Below are 17,048 nucleotides of genomic sequence, written 5' to 3' on the forward strand. Positions count from 1 at the left end.
TTCTAGTCTATTCTTAACCTAATCGGCCCTAATCGTAACATTTCTACTCAATGGGCCAATCGATAACGCTTTTAACACAATATCCTGACACACTTTCGCTGACGCCTTATCTCCCTGATAACCATTTTCATTTGCTTCTTCAATAAGCTTCTGTATATTTATCATCATAAAACCTCCAATCTAAGTGTCTCCATTACCATGTTTGACTTTGGTAATTCATACGCATATTCTGCAACTAAAGTCATATCCAGTTCATGAACAATCTTTCTATAACTTGCAATTAATTCTTTGTACAAATCAAAAGAAAATTTTCTTTTATTCCGTATCAGTTCCACAAGAAGACGCTCTTTATCATAAATTACAATATCCACACCATCATAATTCATTGTAGTTTTGCCCATATCAAATGCTTCGCTGTTTTCATAAAAATGCTTCACTCTTTCATCGCTGATTTTTCTTGTATTTTTCGGTGTCGCAACATAATAAAAATTTGGTATGGTATCCGTCAATCCATAGTAATAAAAGGCACTATTCAGAGTTATAATTGCATTGGGATATTTCTTAGAAATAATCTCCAGCTCCGGCACACATCTCTTATCAGAATAGATGCCTTTTTCTTTTACATACAGTTCCCCTTCTTGAACACATTTTTTAATTTTATAATCCGTTCCATATTTTTCCAAACACTCCTGATATGACAGCAACATTTTCCTTCATATGTTTTTCTGATTTAGCACCGTTTATCTATTTTGTTCCATGCTCCACAATCATCTCAACATTCTCAAATACATCGACAAACACCTGCTTTGCTCTTTCTAAAAGCTTACGGCATATCTCTGGTTCCTCAAACAAAAAACTAACACGCAGTTCTACGCTTTTAACATTTGGGTACTTTTCTTTATATTGTCCTGAATCTATGTACCAGATATAGGTATTGAGTTTATCTTGCAACAGCAATAAATGTCGATTCATATCTGACCAGTCCATTCCGTCTGTAAGAAGAAGTAACAAGCTGGAGGTGTCTTGTTCATATGCCAAGCCATCAATGGTATCTGTTTTTTCAATATTAAACTTATCATCGTTATTCTCTAACTCCATATCATCACCTATTTCCTTTATTGTATCCTCCGTATGCATTGATGTCGCATTTTTCGAATACACTTTTGATTTCCTGCTCATTTCCAGCCTCTACCAATTGCTCAAAATCCTTCGGCAGCGTCTTTCTCTTTGCTATAGTACCATTCTCCTTTCCGAATTCAGAACTATATCAAAATAGCTTTCATCATTTTTACTTAAATATAGATTCAATTCCTTTTAAATCATCTATTTTTATAATAGGAATAACAGCTTTATCGTAATTATCAAATCCATTGAACAAACTTATTAGTTCGTAACCTATCAACCTCAATTCACGAGCAATCACATTGCTTTGTAAAATATCATAATTGATTTCTTCATGAATCTCCTTCCCATTTAAACAGTAGTTTTGTAATTCTTCCTGATACATCCGATCCAATAAAGTCAAATCTAACTGTTTCTCACATCCAATATTGGATAATATACGATTAATCCCCTTCGTAAACTGCTCCATAGACACCTCACCATCCAAATGAAACAGGAACCCCCGATCAATTAATGCATCAACCCATGCATCATAGAACTCATTAAATGCATCTTCTGTATTATTTTCCATTAATAATCGATACTCAGGCAGAACTGTGATGTCATATCTTGAATTAGTGATAATCTCATTAAAAAACTTATACAAATTTATGTCAGTTGTCTCTTCTTCATAAACAATGTCATAGCCATCATAATCACAGGCAATATCAAATAAATCTTTCTTTTTTTTCGTACCATGTAATAACTTTAAAAAGCTCATGATCCATCCTCCGCTTAAACTAATATCTCTGCCTAACTGCTTCCTCGTATCTTTCAATGGGGCCCATTTGGTTCATTCCCGTCAAGTAGCGGCTTGTGCTCTAACTCTGTAGTCATCTTATTGCCTCCAAAACCACAAAAAAGTATATCTTTTCTAAATCACATTGTAATTATATCATTCAATTTTTTCAATTCTTCTTCATAGGCACAATCTGTCCAACAGGAACTAATATTTTTTCTTTTACACATTTCTGCCTTTGCATCTCCAAATGCGCTTCTCGTTTTTTCAAGATTTTTCTCTCGTACATTCTGCCCCGCTGCGTTCCTTCTCCAACCACAAAAATATACCTTAGCTTCTTCTTCAATTTTTCTTTTTTTAGAAGCAATTTTTAATGTCTCTTTATAATCTGGGCGCATCATAAATTCTTTAGGAATTCTTTTATTTAACGCTTCAAAAAAGTCTAGCGGAACAAATTTATGCGTTGGATCATATTTTATTTCAAGATAATCTACCAATTTTTTATAATCATCAATAAAACATTTGGCCTTATACCCTTTCTCTATTTCCAATTCAAATACCACCGGATATAATCCTAAAGTTGTCAAATACAAGCGGTATGGAATTATATCCGTCAAGAAAATACAACTAAAAATTTTTCCATTAAACCCAAATGGAAATGTTGCTCTCTCTTCTCCCTTTTTCATCATGTCTTTATGCAGGGTTCTTAATCCAGTAAATTCAAACATTTTCATCCAATCACCTTCGTTCTTATACCAATATCAATTTCATTATATCACTTTGGCGAAAAGTATCCTTTCGCCAAAATGTATATCTCCTGTTCCCCCAAGCCTATCCCCTGGGGTAAACCTCCACTTATATCATCACTCTACGGAAACAGAAACGCACATCTATTTTATTCCCCAAATGGCAAAATCCTTTGATTTATTGAGCTTTTCTCGACAGAAGGCAGACTGTTTCAACGGTACTTTCATTGTCCCAACAAAGTTCCTGTGTCTCTCTGTCTCCAAAATACACCGGAAAACGGAACTTTATGTGCTTCAGGAATCTGCCATCTGGCTGCTCCTGCTCGTAAATGTCCACCTGTTCCACAAAGCTGTTAAGAAATTCTTTCTTCTCCAGGTCGGTGAACTTATCATATAGTTTATCAAAATATAAAAGAAATTGATAGACGTTTTCTTCTGATATTTTCTGTTGCTGGATATTCAGCAGGCGATTCTTGACTTCTTCTATACTGTTCTCCACGCCTTCAATTTCATCATACAGACGATATAAGCGTGTCTCCATATCCTGATATTTCTTTTCATAAAATTTATCCATGATGTCCAGGCTATCCATCTGCTGTCCAAGCCTTGCTTTTGCTCCGGTCAGTTGTCTGTGCTGTTTTTCCAGTCCTTCAATCTCTTTTTCTATTTCTTCTGTATCTATTCTTGAACCGATTTTATTCAGAATTGCTTCTTCAAATTTCGGATTCTTCACCAGCTTCCGAATAACTTCTTCCACTGCATTGTTAATCTTCTCCTCACTCCATTGTTTACGATATCCACATTTATGACCATCTACCAGGCGACGGTGTTTGCACGCATAATAGAAATAATCCTTATATAAGGTTCCGTCTTTCTTTTTCTTTCGATTCACGTTCCCATACATACCGCTTCCACATAACGGGCATCTCAATATTCCAGATAAGATATGCTCATGATCGAGACTATGTGTCTTTTCATATTTCACACCTGTTTTTTTCCGTTTTTGATGAGCCAGCTCCCAGTCTGTTTCCGAAATAATCCCTTCATGGATACCATCGTGCAGCATATAATTTTCCTGCTTTACAATGCGATATTCATTTCTTGTACCAGAAACTTTCTCGTTTTTCCTTCGTCCATAAGCCAGCTTTCCACAGTATACCGGATTATCCAGAACGCCTTTTATAAATGATGCGGCAAATGCGTCCAGTGTATTATTCTGTCGTTTTTTCTTTTTATATCCATGCTGGTTCAGCCATGCAGCAATCGCAGAGATTCCCATATTGGTATGAATAAATTTATCATAGATCAGACGAATAATCTCTGCTTCGTCCTCTGCGATCTGCAATTCTCCATTTACCAATTCATAGCCATATGGAGCAAATCCACCGTTCCATTTTCCTTCCCTGGCTTTCTGCTTACGTCCCTCCATTGTCTGAACAAGGATATTCTCTCGTTCAATCTCTGCCACCGCAGACAGAACAGAAATCATCAGCTTTCCACTATCTTTTGAGCTGTCAATTCCATCTTCAACACAGATCAGATTCACTCCAAAATCCTGCATCCGCTGCAAAGAATTTAAAACATCTGCCGCATTACGACCAAATCTGGAAAGCTTGAACACCAGTACAAACTGCACCTCATCTGTGCCATTCTCAATATTATCCAACATTCTCTGAAATTCCGGTCTGCCCTCTACGCTCTTTCCAGATTTACCTTCATCGGAATACTCATTTACGATTTCCATGTTCTGAAATTCCGCATATCTCTTGAGTTTTTCTTTCTGAGCATCCAGACTGTAGCCATCTACCTGCATGGTTGTGGATACTCTGGTATATATATCGCATTTAATCTTTTTATTCTTCATAATCTTCCTCGCAGTATAACTCTGTCTTATTGTCCCAACCTTATTTTAGTACTTGTTCCAACTATTTTCAATACTTATTTTCCGTATTGACGCATTTCTTCGCCAATCGTATAATTAAGTTAGATACAGAGCATTTCTGTTATCAAAATATTGCCCGCCCACCATTGGCGACTTATAAATGATTGGCTCGAAAATATTGTTCGCTTACCGGAAGCGTCTAATAAATGTCCGGCTTGAAAATTATTTAGAAATAATTTCTGTTTTTGATATTGTGTTTTTATCACACATTGCATATACTATAAATACACAAAAAAGCCAAAAAAGAGGAGGTGTTAGTATGGCTACTTCAAGTATTACTCATAATTTTGTCGTATCCAATCCAAATAGCGTAAAGCGTTTTGTCGCAGCAATTGACGAAGCCGACCGTGACCGCACACCAAAGCAGACACTTCCCGGACGTCAGTTAACGAACCCACAGGAAATCTTAGCTTTAATGTCAAAAAGGAAGAAAAAACATGTCTGATAAATATTTTACCGTTAATATTCGGGCATATTTGGATAAAGACGAACCGACATATATCGGAGAGGAAAGTCTTTACGACTTACTCTCCGATTTTTCTTGTCCCAAAAATCCCGATGTGGAATACTTTTTATTACATAATGCGATTGAGTTTACCAAAAAAGATCAATCTATCACTTATCTGGTATTTGATGCTGAAGATGCTTCACTGGTTGGTTATTTTTCACTTACAATAAAACCAATCTCTGTCCGTGCTTCAAATATCAGCAAGACAATGGCAAAAAAACTGTCCCGTGTCAGTATTTTGGATGAAGAAACACAATCCTATACTACCGCAGCTTACCTGATTGCCCAGTTGGGAAAGAACTATTCTCTTCCAAAGGAAAAACGAATTCCTGGAAATATTCTACTGGGATTTGCACTGGAAACCATATCCAGTCTCAAATATTCCGTAGGTGGCGTTATGGAATTTCTTGAATGCGAAGATAATGAATTTCTTCTGAGCTTTTATACGCAAAATCATTTCAAGCCATTTGATACGCGTATTACCGCTTCTCAGAATAATGAGCCACACACTCTGCATCAGCTTTTAAAATTTATTTGATTTAAAAATGCATGAAAAAAGCGACAGTCTGATTTACATTTTGTATTTCAGAAAACTGCCGCTTCTTTTTCTTCCTTATTCTGTTTTTCTTCCTCCAACTCCCGGAGGACTTCTTCGCCGTACTTATCAATCATCCGTACCAGAAAATCAATGCACCGCTCAAATTCAATATTCTGTTGCATAAGCTCCTCCCGTTATTGTTTGTTCTGAGCTTATTTTACAGAACCTGCCTGAAAACCACATTGAATAGAAATTGATTGTAAATTGACACAATCACTTTAAAAATATCCGCATTTTCTTGAATCGAATGTATGTTCGTGCTATGATAGATATACTCAATCTTAACTACGAAAGGGGAATTTCTATTGAATCGATGCGATTTTTCTTCTATTAGCACTTGCTTAAAAAATCATATCAGCGAAAGTAATCAAATGAGTCAGCCTGATTTTTTATACGAATTATTTGAAGATTTTATGGATGATCCGGCAAATCAGGATTTTTCAATGGATAACGGTCTGGTTTGCCGCTGGATGACTGGTCAGGCTAAAATCAGTCCTAAAATATCCGCTTACTATTCCAAGCCATCCAATCAGGAAAAGTTAGCCCATACCATCCACCAGAATCTTCTTCCACTGATGTCTGACTGTAATATGGCTATACAAGATATTTACACTTTATTCATTCAGGATGACAGCATCTCAGATGCGAAAAAGAAAAATCTGACTCCCTTATATAAACCAGCCAGTTCAAGACTGCTGTTTCTTGCAAAACTGATTTCTTTTGGCATGGAACGCCAATTCATCAAACGTAATACCAAAAATCAGAAGCTACTCGCCGGAGGAGCTTTATCCCCCATTGTGCTGGATTATATTATGGACAGTGAGGTTCCGAAACCATGCCGTCATTTTATCGGAAGAGATAAAGAACTGGAAGAATTATATACCATGCTTGAGGAAAACCGTCATGTTTTTCTTTGCGGAATTGCTGGAATCGGAAAAAGTGAACTTGCCAAAGCCTACGCAAAGCGGTACATAAAGCAATACACCAATATCCTTTATGTAGAATATACCGGCAATCTTCATCAGGATATTACTGACATGGATTTTATTGACGATCCGCCGGAAAGCACTGACCAGGAACAGTTTCAAAGACATAACCGTTTTCTGCGTTCCCTGAAATCTGATACTCTGCTTATCATAGATAATTTTAATGTCACTGCCACACAGGACAGCTTTCTGTCAGTAGTATTAAAATATCGCTGTCAGATTTTGTTTACAACCAGAAGCAAACTGGATGAATACTGTACTCTGCCATTAAAAGAAATAGAGGATATGAACGCTCTCTTCCAGCTGGCATCAGTATTTTATTCAGAGGCAGACACGTACCGGCCAACAGTTGAAAAGATCATCGAAACTGTTCACTCTCATACTTTTGCCGTGGAACTGGCAGCAAAACTTCTGGAAAATGGAATCTCAACTCCAGACCAGTTATTAACAAGACTTCAGGTGGAAAAAGCATCTTTCCATAACGAAGATAAAATTAAAATAATCAAAGATGGACAAAGCAGCAAAGCCACCTATTACAGTCATATCCATACGCTGTTTTCGTTATACACTTTATCTCTTAAACAGCAGGATATCATGTGTAATATGTGCTTTCTTCCTTCCACCGGTATTTCTGCCCGTATATTTGCCAAATGGCTGGAATTGCCCACACTAGATGAGATCAACGATTTAATTGAGACTGGTTTTGTCCAAACAACAAAACGTCGCACTATCTCTCTGCATCCGATGATTCAGGAAATCACCATTTCAGAGACAAAACCATCTGTAAGTAGTTGTCACACGTTGCTGGATTCTTTACAGCACATATGTTTAATGCATGGAATGGAAGTAGATTATTATAAAAAGCTATTTCAAACAATCGGAAATATCATAGAATTGATTGAAAAAGATGATATGCCAAAGTATCTGCTTTTTCTGGAAAATGCATTTCCATACATGGATAACTATAACTATCACAAAGGTATGAAGGGAATCATTCAGGAACTGAAGGTGCTGTTAAAGACAAAAAACATTGGAACCGACTCTGACCGGGCATTATTACTAGATTTTCAGGCAACTCTTGAAACCAAACCTGAAAAAGCAATAAAACTAGAAAAGGATGCACTTGCCCAGATAGAAAATATCACTGCTGACAATGCTCGCCTTGTTTCCAACCTTCATGCCAATCTCGGTGGACTTTACCGCATGAACGGTCATCCCGATCTTGCAAGAGAACACATTGAAAAAAGTATCTCACTGCTTGACCAATTTAACCTGCTTCATATAAATGACAGCATACCTCAGATTGCCAATTATGCAATGTTCCTGACAGAACAGCGGGAACCCGAAAGAGGCATCTCTGAATTGCAAAAATTATCCGGCATCATCAAGGAATACCATTCCGATGACTGTCTGGATTATGCCAAAGTACAGGAAACCCTTGGAACCATTTATCTGATGACTGCCAATCTTCCGCAAGCCAAAACACATTTTAAAAGAGCTTTCAAAATATATGAAAAGATCTGGGCTGATGAACCAGAAATGATTGAAGCAAAATATCAGGAAATTCAGGAGTTATATCCACAGATTGGATTTTGCATTGGAAAAAATCTATCCGGTCTTTTAACAAAATAAGCATAATTTACGGCGGGCAACTTGCCCGCCGTAAATTATGCTTTGATTTTTCCAGAAAATATTTTACTTACTTTGTTTTTTATGAGTATGAATACAATTTTTACTTATTTCCGTATCTGCGAAAACTCTTATAAATAAAAGGCAGTAAGGCTATTGCCATCACTGTATACATTACCATTACAAGCGAAATTTGTCGAAATACACAATTCCCAATCTGATAAATAAGTGGGACTTTTACACTTGCCTGTACATTTGTCAAAATTGTTGGTATCAAATTGAAAAGCGTTGTATACCCAGAAAGTGCCCGTCCTATAAATGGCAATAAGCAATATAAAAAGAACGGAATGCAAACAGCGACACTAATTGTATGCATTTTAGCTGCTACTAACATAGACACTACAGCCGCCAGCATACTGGCTATAAATCCACATACAACTGTCAACAAATAGTATTGTCCATATGACATAATGTAAATACTATACGCCTGATACATTTGATAAGGTGTATTCATACCACTGGTTCCCATAATTCCAAAACAAATCACACTAAGTAATATAATTCCCATACAATAAATCATAACTGTCGTAGCTATTCCTGCCAGTATTTTTGTTTTAACAGCTTTTGTACGTCCATACTTTGTAGAGAAAAATACTGCATCTGCTTTTGTCTGAAAATCATCTGCAAATATTCCAGCACAAATAAAACCAACTATGATTGCCAGAATAATAGAATACGTTTCTACATACATAATCATAGTATCCCATGAACTATAAGATTCGTATTCTACTGGTAATTTTATTTCATTATATTTCTTTTCCAAGTATTTTTTCTGTACAGAAGTCTTTCCATATTCTTCTGCCATCTTTTCCATATTTTTATGATAAGTGTCATAGAACTCTTGCACATTTTCTTCTGTAATTTGATTCAGAACACTTTCATCATATTCTGCATCCGGTGTTAATACCGATATTATAAAACCCCTAATATCATCTATCGGTTGTAATGTCGTTCCGTAAATCGCATTTTCTTCTGAGGATTGTGTCATCGCATTTTTATTTTGTTCTATAACTTTTCCAAGTTCATCTTCTGTCAATGTACCTTTCCATGCTCGTCTGTTATCTGTAAGTTTTCTTGTTGCCATAATTCCAGTACTAGCATTTCCATTCTCATCCACATAGCGATTACTTGTAACTGCAAATCCGCTAAAAATGACAGCAAGTATCAATGCCAATCCGATTGCAAATACATTAATTTTCTTTGAAAAAATTCGTTTTAATTCTAATTTAAGCATCTTGTTTTTCCTCCGATTTTTCTCCAAAATAAAATAGAAATGCATCTTCCAGATTTTTTTCTACAGCCACAGCATCTTCTGTTGGCTTTTCTATTGAAATAATTCTAAGCTCTGCTCCGGTTTTTGTTGTTTTTATATTTCCAACCAAATATTCACTCATATATTTGTCTATCATACTTCTCGAAACATTACATTGCCATACCTTTTCTTTCATAGAAGATACTAATTCTTCCGCGGTACCTGCATAAAAAAGTTCTCCATCTTTCATTAACATAATATTATTCGCAATGTACTCAATATCCGATACAATATGTGTAGACAAGAGCACCAAACGTTCTTCCGACAATTCACTAATTAAATTACGAAAACGTATTCTTTCATTCGGGTCTAATCCAGCGGTAGGTTCGTCCAGGACAAGAATTTGCGGATCGTTTAACATCGCCTGTGCTATTCCTACACGTCTAACCATTCCTCCAGACAAATTCTTCATTTTTCTTTTACTGAATTTTTCCATTCCTACTTGATTTAATAATTGCTTCACTTTTTTTCTGGCAAACGGTATTTTTAACCCTTTTATAGAAGAAATGTACATCATGTAATCATATACGGTCAAATCTGGATAATATCCAAAATCCTGTGGTAAATATCCCAGAACTTCTCGGTATTCACCTCCTAGTTTCCATATATCTTTACCATTCCATAATATTTGTCCTTCTGATGGTTGAACAATCGTACAAAGCATACGCATTAATGTGGTCTTTCCTGCTCCATTTACTCCAAGCAGTCCATAAATTCCTTTTTCCATAACACAATTCACTTTATTAACAGCATTTACTTCTCCGTATTGTTTTGTTACATTTTTAAATTCTAATTTCATACGTGTAATCCTCCAAAATTTTTTCATCAAATAGCAATGACTTCTGAACACAAAAAATAAAATATACAAAAGTCAATATCAGCATAACCACCCATACCGGAGTTACAATTTTCTGATAAATAACATCATTTGCAACAATCATCATCCATAAACCAACCCATACCAGACAAGAAAGCACTGCCATATATTCTGATTTTTCCCATCTGCTGTACAATACACGAAAACATATACAACATGAAACATTTACCGGAAGCAAAAAATTAACCACCAAATCACTTAACGAGAGTATTGTTGTTTGATATGTAATCGCCAAAAACACCATAACGATCACCAGATCCACTACTCCAAACATTAACATTCTTGCTGTACAAATCTGACGCAGTGTGTAATAAGACGCCTGCTCAATCTCAATCGCACCATTTCTTCTGTTTTTCCAAATTTCCGGGATAATCAGAACCACAAATATTGTGGCAGATATTCCCATAATCCTCATCATATCTTTTATGTCTGACGTATAATTACTCAACCATATCCATAGACACATAAGAACACAACCTTGTAAAATCCACCATCTTTTTTTTATGAATTTTGTCTGCTCATACAAAAATTCAAAATAAGATGTTCTATGCGATTGTTTCGATAAAACCGACTCTGACAAAATATTCTGACATGCTTTTACTGTTTTGTTCTCTGCTTCAGCCCTTACATACTTTTCTTCAATCTCCTCTTTATATTCCTTTATTTGTTGCTTATAATTCTTCATCTTTTTTCACCTCCAACTCTTTCATTAAAAGTTCTTTTGCTCTTCCGATTCGATATTTTACAAGAGAAAGTTTGATATGAAGTAATTCTGCAATTTCTCTTTGCTTCAATTCCTGAAAAAAATATAAAACTGCCGTTTCTCTAATTTCTTCCGGTAACTTTCTCACTGCCTGTTCAATAGTTAATCGGACTCCTAGCTCTTCTACATGATTTTTACTACAGTCCTCTGATTTTAGCAGTTCCTCTGATGGAATATCTTTTTTCTTTTTGTAATAATTTTTAACGGTATTTCCGGCAATTGTATAAAGATAATTCTTAACTTTTCCATATTCTTTATATCTATATAAATTGGAAAAGAAACGTGTAAACACTTCTTGTGTCAAATCCTCTGCCTCATAGGGATCATTGATATGTAGCAAACAATATTGATATATACTTGAGTAATATTTTTTGACCAGTTTTTCACACGCATCTTCATCTCCTGCTCTTGCTAGATGTACTAACAAAGAATCAGTTTTGTATTCCATTCGCAAATTTGCCTCCCTCTGTTTTCTAAATAATATAACAATCCTACTATAAAAAAAGTTAGGATTTTCTTTTGTTTTTATTTATATTTTTCTAAATATTCTTCCAAACATAAATTTTCTTCTTTCATTATTTTAGCGACAGTCGTTCCAACATAACGGTAATGCCATGGTTCATTACTAATTCCTGTTATATCCGTTTTATCTTCCGGGTAACGTTTTACAAACCCATATTTATATGCATTTTCGTCTAACCATTGATATACTTTTTCAGAAGAACATTTGTCGGTATCCGCATTAATATCAACACTCAGTCCTAATTGGTGTTCGCTTGTATCGGGAATTGCAACATATTTCTCGGCTCTTTTTTTTGCTTCTTTCGCAGAATATCCTTGTTTTTCATATTCATTGATTTTCTCGTCCATAATTTTTTGTTGTTCTTCTGTTGTTCGATATCCTTCTCTAACAAACAGTGCCAGCCCCTCAGCTCTTGCATCATTAAACATTTGTTGTAATTCTGGATAAATCCGTGAATCTACTTTTTTACCATTCGATAATTCTGTCAATTCTACTTGATAATTATTTGGAATATAATGATTTCGATCGACCAAAATAAGATTCCATTCACCCGAAGTGTCTGCAAAGGACTTTTCTGACTGCAAAATTTTCGGTAATGTTAATTCTCCAACCTGCACATCGATTTTTATTGTTCTCCACATTACAACGGTTATTATGATAGTCATTAAAAGAATGAATACTCGTAAAATATTCTTTCTTCTACGATTGCTGTATCTTCTTTTGTTCATTTTCTCTCCCACACTTTCATTATCAAAATATTTCTACTTTTAATATAATTAACAACCAAAACGACAAAAGAGTTAGTATCTAAACTTATTTATCAATAAAAAGTTTATTTTTTCTCAATTCCAGCTCAATTTCCCCTCAATGCCTTTTTCCTCCGATTTTCGTATGCTTATCCCACAGCAGAGCAGTACCACACCGGTACGACCTGCTGAATCAATCAATACGAAAAAAGAAGGGGATAAACCATGCAGAACAATATCCGCAACACAAACCTGCGCTTTAATCTGGACAAAGAACAGCAGCGGAGAGCCTGGGAATATTTACAGACGATGGACAGGCAGGATTTTAAATCTTACAGTCAGGTAATCTCTCTTGCACTGGTAGATTATTTTGACCGCTACTATCGCACACAGGCTGATCCTTATCTGGAAACAAGAGAACGGGAAGAACTTTTTGTGAAACAGATTGTAGATGCAGTGGAAAACAGTCTGAAACAGGCATTGCCACTTTTTCTTTCTGGACTGACTGCAGGCATGGTGCAAAGGGAGCCCCAAATCAGGGCGTCCTTTCCAGCACCTGAAAATTCACAGCCAGATAGTGATGTAGACTGGGATTTTCTTGGAGAATAAACCCTTTTGATTGGAGGTGAACACATGACTGACTTTCTGACAGCAGACACCAACCTGCCATCTTATATGATGTTTCCCCGTTTCCTTCTGGACATGGAAATAAACGAAACTGCCAAAATGCTTTATATTATCCTGCTCGACCGGGCAAGGCTTTCCCAGAAAAATGAGGGCTGGTCAGATACAGATGGTCATGTGTTCATTTACTTTACGATTGAAGCACTGGCAGAAGTTCTCCACAAAAGCCAGATGACTGTTAAAACTGCTCTGGCAGTACTGGAAAAACAGGAGCTTATCTTCCGAAAACGGCAGGGACCCGGACAGCCTAATCGGATTTATGTAAAACTCCCAAAAGAAACCATCCACTATACAGACAGATTTCTTTCCCTAAGACAGACAGAAAACTGTCCTATTGACAGACAGGATTCTTTCCCTGATACAGACAGAAAACTGTCTGGTAATAAGAAAGAGATAAAAAAGAACAATTTAGAAAAAAGAGGGAGTAAGGATCCTCTCTCACCCTATGGAAAATTTCAAAATGTTTTTCTGTCAGAAAAAGAGCTGGAAAATATCCGGCATACAATCCCTGACTGGCAGGATTATATTGAACGCTTATCCGGTTATATGGCTTCTACCGGAAAGCAATATCAGAACCATGCAGCTACCATCATCAGTTGGGCAAGACAGGATCATCCTGCTTCCCGGCAAAGGAATTACGAAAGTGAGGAATACGAAACACTATGACAAGATTTACAGAAAAAGAAAATGCTATAACACCAAACAGAGAACTTCAGCCTGATGAATATTTTAACGAAACAGACCACCTGATCTACTGTTCCAAATGCAATACGCCAAGACAATGCCGGCATGAATTACAGGGAAAGGTTCTTATTCCTTCCATCCGCTGTAAATGCCAGCAGGAAATCTTTGAGCAGGAAGAGGCCCAGAGAAAACTTCATGAAAAACAAATGGAAATAGAGCATCTTAAAACCAGCGGCTTACAGGACAAAGCACTCTATGACTACACTTTTGCCAGGGATAACGGCATCAATCCGGAAATAAAACTGGCACACAATTATGTAAGCAACTGGGAAGAGATGAAAGCAAACGCTTCCGGACTTCTCATCTGGGGTGATGTCGGTACTGGAAAATCTTTTTTTGCAGGCTGCATTGCCAATGCCCTTCTGGAAAAAGGCGTTCCTGTATTGATGACCAACTTTTCCCGGATTCTGAATACCCTTACCGGAATGCATTTTGAAGACAGAAACCAGTTCATCAACAGCTTAAACCGCTACAGTCTTCTGATTATTGATGATCTCGGAATTGAGCGGAACTCTGACTTTGCACTGGAACAGGTATTCAATGTGATCGACAGTCGTTACCGCAGTAAAAAGCCTCTGATCATAACGACCAATCTCACTTTATCCGAGCTGAATAACGCCGCTGATATCGCACACAAACGAATTTATGACCGTATTCTGGAGAGATGTATTCCTGTCCGTATCAATAACCGGAATATTCGTCAGGACAATGCAACAGCTAATTTAAAACAGGCGAAAAAAATCCTGTTGAACAATCATGCTCCGAACCAGAATTGACTCGAAGAAGTATAACACAATGATTACTTTTCACTGACAGTGGTACTACTTTCTTTCCTCATTTATTACCAGAAATATGCCACTGTCAGTTATCTAAAACCATAGTACCAAACCAAAAGATTTTAAAACCAAAACTGCCCGGATACGGGCATAAAAAGGAGGTGCCAGATATGGCAGATAAAAGAATCATGACACCGGAAGAAAAAGCACTTTTACAGGCCAGACACCGCCAGGAAGAAGCCGAAGCAAGAAATCGCAAAAAAGAACGTGATGCCAGAACACACCGATTAGTCCAGGAAGGAGCCATTCTGGAAAGTATTGTTCCCCATATTAAAGAAATGGATTTAGATTCCCTGAAACGGGAGCTGATGATCCGGCTACGGGGAATGTAAACGCACAAGTTCTACTCCCGAAGGGCGCACTTACTCACCACCTGATAAATCAGGCAGTGGTATCCCCTTCGGGGCTCGTGCGCTCTGCCGAGGGCTTTATCCGCTGTTGCAGGCAACATCGAAAGGAGGTGCCAGATATGGCAATTTATCATATGCAAGCCAAAGTCGTCAGCCGTGGTTCCGGTCGGTCTGCTGTTGCTGCTTCTGCTTATATGAGCTGTAGCCGCATGTACAATGATTATGACGGCATCCAGCATGACTATACCAGAAAGCAGGGGCTGATCTATCAGGAGGTGATGCTTCCTTCAATGGCTCCATTGGAATGGAATGACCGGGAACAACTCTGGAATGCTGTGGAAGAAAACGAAAAGACCAAAGACAGCCGACTTGCAAGAGAATTTGTTGTCGCACTCCCCGTTGAGTTGGATAAAGACAGCAATATTTCTCTTCTTCAAAATTTTATTCAAAAGAATTTTGTGGATATGGGCATGTGTGCTGACTTTGCTATTCACAATACAGATGGACACAATCCTCATGCACACATTCTGCTTACCGTCCGTCCACTGAATGAAAACGGAACATGGCAGTATAAAACAGAAAAAGAATATCTCTGTATAAAAAATGGGGAAGAAAGAGGATTTACTGCTTCTGAATTTAAAACTGCTCAGAAACAGGGATGGGAAAAGCAATATCGCTATAAAGTTGGGAAAAAGAAAGAATATCTGACTTCCTCTGTTGCACAGGAAAAAGGATATGAACGGATTGATAAACACCCCAAGAGCAGCCGATATGGCAGACAGAATCCTATTTCCGAACAATGGAACAGTGATGAACAACTTTGTATCTGGCGGGCAAACTGGGCAGATGCCGTAAATGAAATGCTTGCACGTAATCAGATAAATGCTACCATTGATCACCGCAGCTTTGCAGATCAGGGAATCACCGAACAGCCAACCATCCATGAAGGCTACATTGCCCAGAATATGGAAAAGAAAGGCATGATAGCAGACCGCTGTGAAATCAACCGTCAGATTCGTGCGGATAACAAAATGCTCCGGGAATTAAAAGCCCAGGTAGCAAAACTGGCACAGGCTGTAGAAAAATCTATTCCAATAATAGCAGAAACATTGGAAGCAATCCGCAATCACATGATTTTTACACAATATCATTTGCTCCACAATGAGATGCAAAAAGAAGTGATCCATGACTGGATGAATCATTTTAATCCAATACTGAATAAATACAACACAGTTAAAAAGAAACTCAAAGCTAAAGTTACGGAACGGAAAGAACTGAATGTGCAAAAGGATAAAACCAGTATTTTGAATCCCATCCAGCATATAAAATTAAATCAGCAGCTTACCACTATTACCGAAGAAATCGAAGAACTGAAATCAAGGAAAGAGCAGCTAATCTTCCAGGCAGAATGCTCTACCGATAAAGATATGACGAATCTATCCAAGAAATACGGCCAGATGAATAACAATCTTGATATCCTGGATTCTCAGGACATCTCGCTCAAAAAACAGCTTGAAAAAGATGCCGCCGCTTTCCGGGAAGAAAAATTTCGTCCTGAACCTGAACAGTATACAGAATTGCTGGACACCAGAATCCAGATACGTCCTGATTTCCGGGATAAGCTGATTGAGCAGCTCAAAGGTACTTTTGGTAAGTATTATGACTATCACCGCCGTGATATTGCCGCCAATGAGGTAGATTATCTCAATGTGGAAGATCCTGATGTTTTTTCCCATCGTGCCTGGGAACTTGAATATCAGAGGAAACAGGAGATGCGACGAAATCAGCCTGTTCAATCTAAGAAAAAGTCACATGATATGGAATTGTAGTATCTTTAAAGGCGT

Annotated in this window: 20 protein-coding genes; 8 read left to right on the top strand and 12 right to left on the bottom strand. The window is 37.2% G+C overall.

Annotated features, from left to right (window positions below; all coding sequences use genetic code 11):
- Nucleotides 1–18: 18 nt before the first annotated feature.
- The 6 genes from DW159_RS13610 to DW159_RS06540 form a co-directional block, all read right to left on the bottom strand.
- Nucleotides 19–168 carry a hypothetical protein gene (locus DW159_RS13610; protein ID WP_158547590.1) on the bottom strand — a complete coding sequence of 50 codons (150 nt, stop codon included), beginning with the start codon at nt 166–168 and terminating at the stop codon, nt 19–21.
- Nucleotides 165–683, bottom strand: coding sequence for a type IV toxin-antitoxin system AbiEi family antitoxin domain-containing protein (locus tag DW159_RS06515; RefSeq protein ID WP_242992632.1), 519 nt, complete (start codon nt 681–683; stop codon nt 165–167). The genes DW159_RS13610 and DW159_RS06515 overlap by 4 nt, the downstream gene beginning before the upstream one ends.
- Nucleotides 684–744: 61 nt before the next feature.
- Complete coding sequence (locus DW159_RS06520; protein ID WP_117549554.1) at nt 745–1,179, bottom strand: DUF6572 domain-containing protein; 435 nt, start codon at nt 1,177–1,179, stop codon at nt 745–747.
- Nucleotides 1,180–1,288: 109 nt separating this feature from the next.
- The gene (locus tag DW159_RS06530; RefSeq protein ID WP_117549556.1) at nt 1,289–1,882 is read right to left on the bottom strand and encodes a hypothetical protein; all 594 of its coding nucleotides are present in this window, start codon (nt 1,880–1,882) and stop codon (nt 1,289–1,291) included.
- Between the two features lie 158 nt (nt 1,883–2,040).
- Nucleotides 2,041–2,634 (bottom strand): DUF6037 family protein, encoded by a 594-nt coding sequence (locus DW159_RS06535; protein WP_242992633.1) that lies wholly within the window; start codon nt 2,632–2,634, stop codon nt 2,041–2,043.
- A 190-nt stretch (nt 2,635–2,824) separates the two neighbouring features.
- Nucleotides 2,825–4,510, bottom strand: coding sequence for a recombinase family protein (locus tag DW159_RS06540; protein ID WP_117549558.1), 1,686 nt, complete (start codon nt 4,508–4,510; stop codon nt 2,825–2,827).
- Nucleotides 4,511–4,847: 337 nt separating this feature from the next.
- Between DW159_RS06540 and DW159_RS13855 the strand changes: the two genes are divergently transcribed.
- On the top strand, nt 4,848–5,033 hold the full coding sequence (locus DW159_RS13855) for a hypothetical protein (protein WP_014080774.1): 186 nt from the start codon (nt 4,848–4,850) through the stop codon (nt 5,031–5,033).
- Nucleotides 5,026–5,634: a hypothetical protein gene (locus tag DW159_RS06550; RefSeq protein WP_005348504.1), complete on the top strand. Its 609-nt coding sequence runs from the start codon at nt 5,026–5,028 to the stop codon at nt 5,632–5,634. Before DW159_RS13855 ends, DW159_RS06550 begins: the two co-directional genes overlap by 8 nt.
- 47 nt (nt 5,635–5,681) lie before the next feature.
- On the opposite strand, the gene DW159_RS14025 is transcribed toward DW159_RS06550, so the two are convergent.
- A complete protein-coding gene (locus DW159_RS14025) occupies nt 5,682–5,816 on the bottom strand; it encodes a hypothetical protein (RefSeq protein WP_278320892.1) in 135 nt (44 codons plus the stop codon).
- A 249-nt stretch (nt 5,817–6,065) separates the two neighbouring features.
- Here DW159_RS14025 and DW159_RS06555 point away from each other — a divergent pair, with 249 nt between their 5' ends.
- A complete protein-coding gene (locus DW159_RS06555; RefSeq protein ID WP_117550532.1) occupies nt 6,066–8,312 on the top strand; it encodes a tetratricopeptide repeat protein in 2,247 nt (748 codons plus the stop codon).
- Between the two features lie 100 nt (nt 8,313–8,412).
- Here the strand turns inward: DW159_RS06555 and DW159_RS06560 are convergent, their stop codons facing one another.
- From DW159_RS06560 to DW159_RS06580, 5 genes are all read right to left on the bottom strand, one after another.
- Nucleotides 8,413–9,603, bottom strand: a complete 1,191-nt coding sequence (locus DW159_RS06560; RefSeq protein ID WP_117549561.1) for an ABC transporter permease — start codon at nt 9,601–9,603, stop codon at nt 8,413–8,415.
- Nucleotides 9,596–10,480, bottom strand: a complete 885-nt coding sequence (locus tag DW159_RS06565; RefSeq protein WP_117549563.1) for an ABC transporter ATP-binding protein — start codon at nt 10,478–10,480, stop codon at nt 9,596–9,598. The genes DW159_RS06560 and DW159_RS06565 overlap by 8 nt, the downstream gene beginning before the upstream one ends.
- Nucleotides 10,464–11,243, bottom strand: coding sequence for a hypothetical protein (locus DW159_RS06570; protein WP_117549565.1), 780 nt, complete (start codon nt 11,241–11,243; stop codon nt 10,464–10,466). The genes DW159_RS06565 and DW159_RS06570 overlap by 17 nt, the downstream gene beginning before the upstream one ends.
- Nucleotides 11,230–11,769 carry an RNA polymerase sigma factor gene (locus DW159_RS06575; protein ID WP_005348545.1) on the bottom strand — a complete coding sequence of 180 codons (540 nt, stop codon included), beginning with the start codon at nt 11,767–11,769 and terminating at the stop codon, nt 11,230–11,232. The genes DW159_RS06570 and DW159_RS06575 overlap by 14 nt, the downstream gene beginning before the upstream one ends.
- A 77-nt stretch (nt 11,770–11,846) precedes the next feature.
- Nucleotides 11,847–12,572: a M15 family metallopeptidase gene (locus DW159_RS06580; RefSeq protein WP_226911820.1), complete on the bottom strand. Its 726-nt coding sequence runs from the start codon at nt 12,570–12,572 to the stop codon at nt 11,847–11,849.
- 243 nt (nt 12,573–12,815) lie between these two features.
- Here DW159_RS06580 and DW159_RS06590 point away from each other — a divergent pair, with 243 nt between their 5' ends.
- The 5 genes from DW159_RS06590 (at nt 12,816) to mobQ (ending at nt 17,033) form a co-directional block, all read left to right on the top strand.
- Nucleotides 12,816–13,199 carry an adenylate cyclase gene (locus DW159_RS06590; RefSeq protein ID WP_117549567.1) on the top strand — a complete coding sequence of 128 codons (384 nt, stop codon included), beginning with the start codon at nt 12,816–12,818 and terminating at the stop codon, nt 13,197–13,199.
- Between the two features lie 24 nt (nt 13,200–13,223).
- Nucleotides 13,224–13,940, top strand: a complete 717-nt coding sequence (locus tag DW159_RS06595; protein WP_117549569.1) for a replication initiator protein A — start codon at nt 13,224–13,226, stop codon at nt 13,938–13,940.
- Nucleotides 13,937–14,794, top strand: coding sequence for an ATP-binding protein (locus DW159_RS06600; RefSeq protein WP_117549571.1), 858 nt, complete (start codon nt 13,937–13,939; stop codon nt 14,792–14,794). The genes DW159_RS06595 and DW159_RS06600 overlap by 4 nt, the downstream gene beginning before the upstream one ends.
- A 170-nt stretch (nt 14,795–14,964) precedes the next feature.
- Entirely contained in the window at nt 14,965–15,186 is a 222-nt protein-coding gene (locus DW159_RS06605; RefSeq protein ID WP_005362330.1) for a DUF3847 domain-containing protein, read from the top strand.
- Between the two features lie 137 nt (nt 15,187–15,323).
- Nucleotides 15,324–17,033: a MobQ family relaxase gene (mobQ, locus tag DW159_RS06610; protein WP_117549573.1), complete on the top strand. Its 1,710-nt coding sequence runs from the start codon at nt 15,324–15,326 to the stop codon at nt 17,031–17,033.
- The last annotated feature ends 15 nt before the right edge of the window (nt 17,034–17,048 follow it).

It is taken from the genome of Coprococcus sp. AM14-16, assembly GCF_003434675.1.
In the GTDB taxonomy this organism is placed as follows: Bacteria; Bacillota; Clostridia; order Lachnospirales; family Lachnospiraceae; genus Coprococcus; species Coprococcus aceti.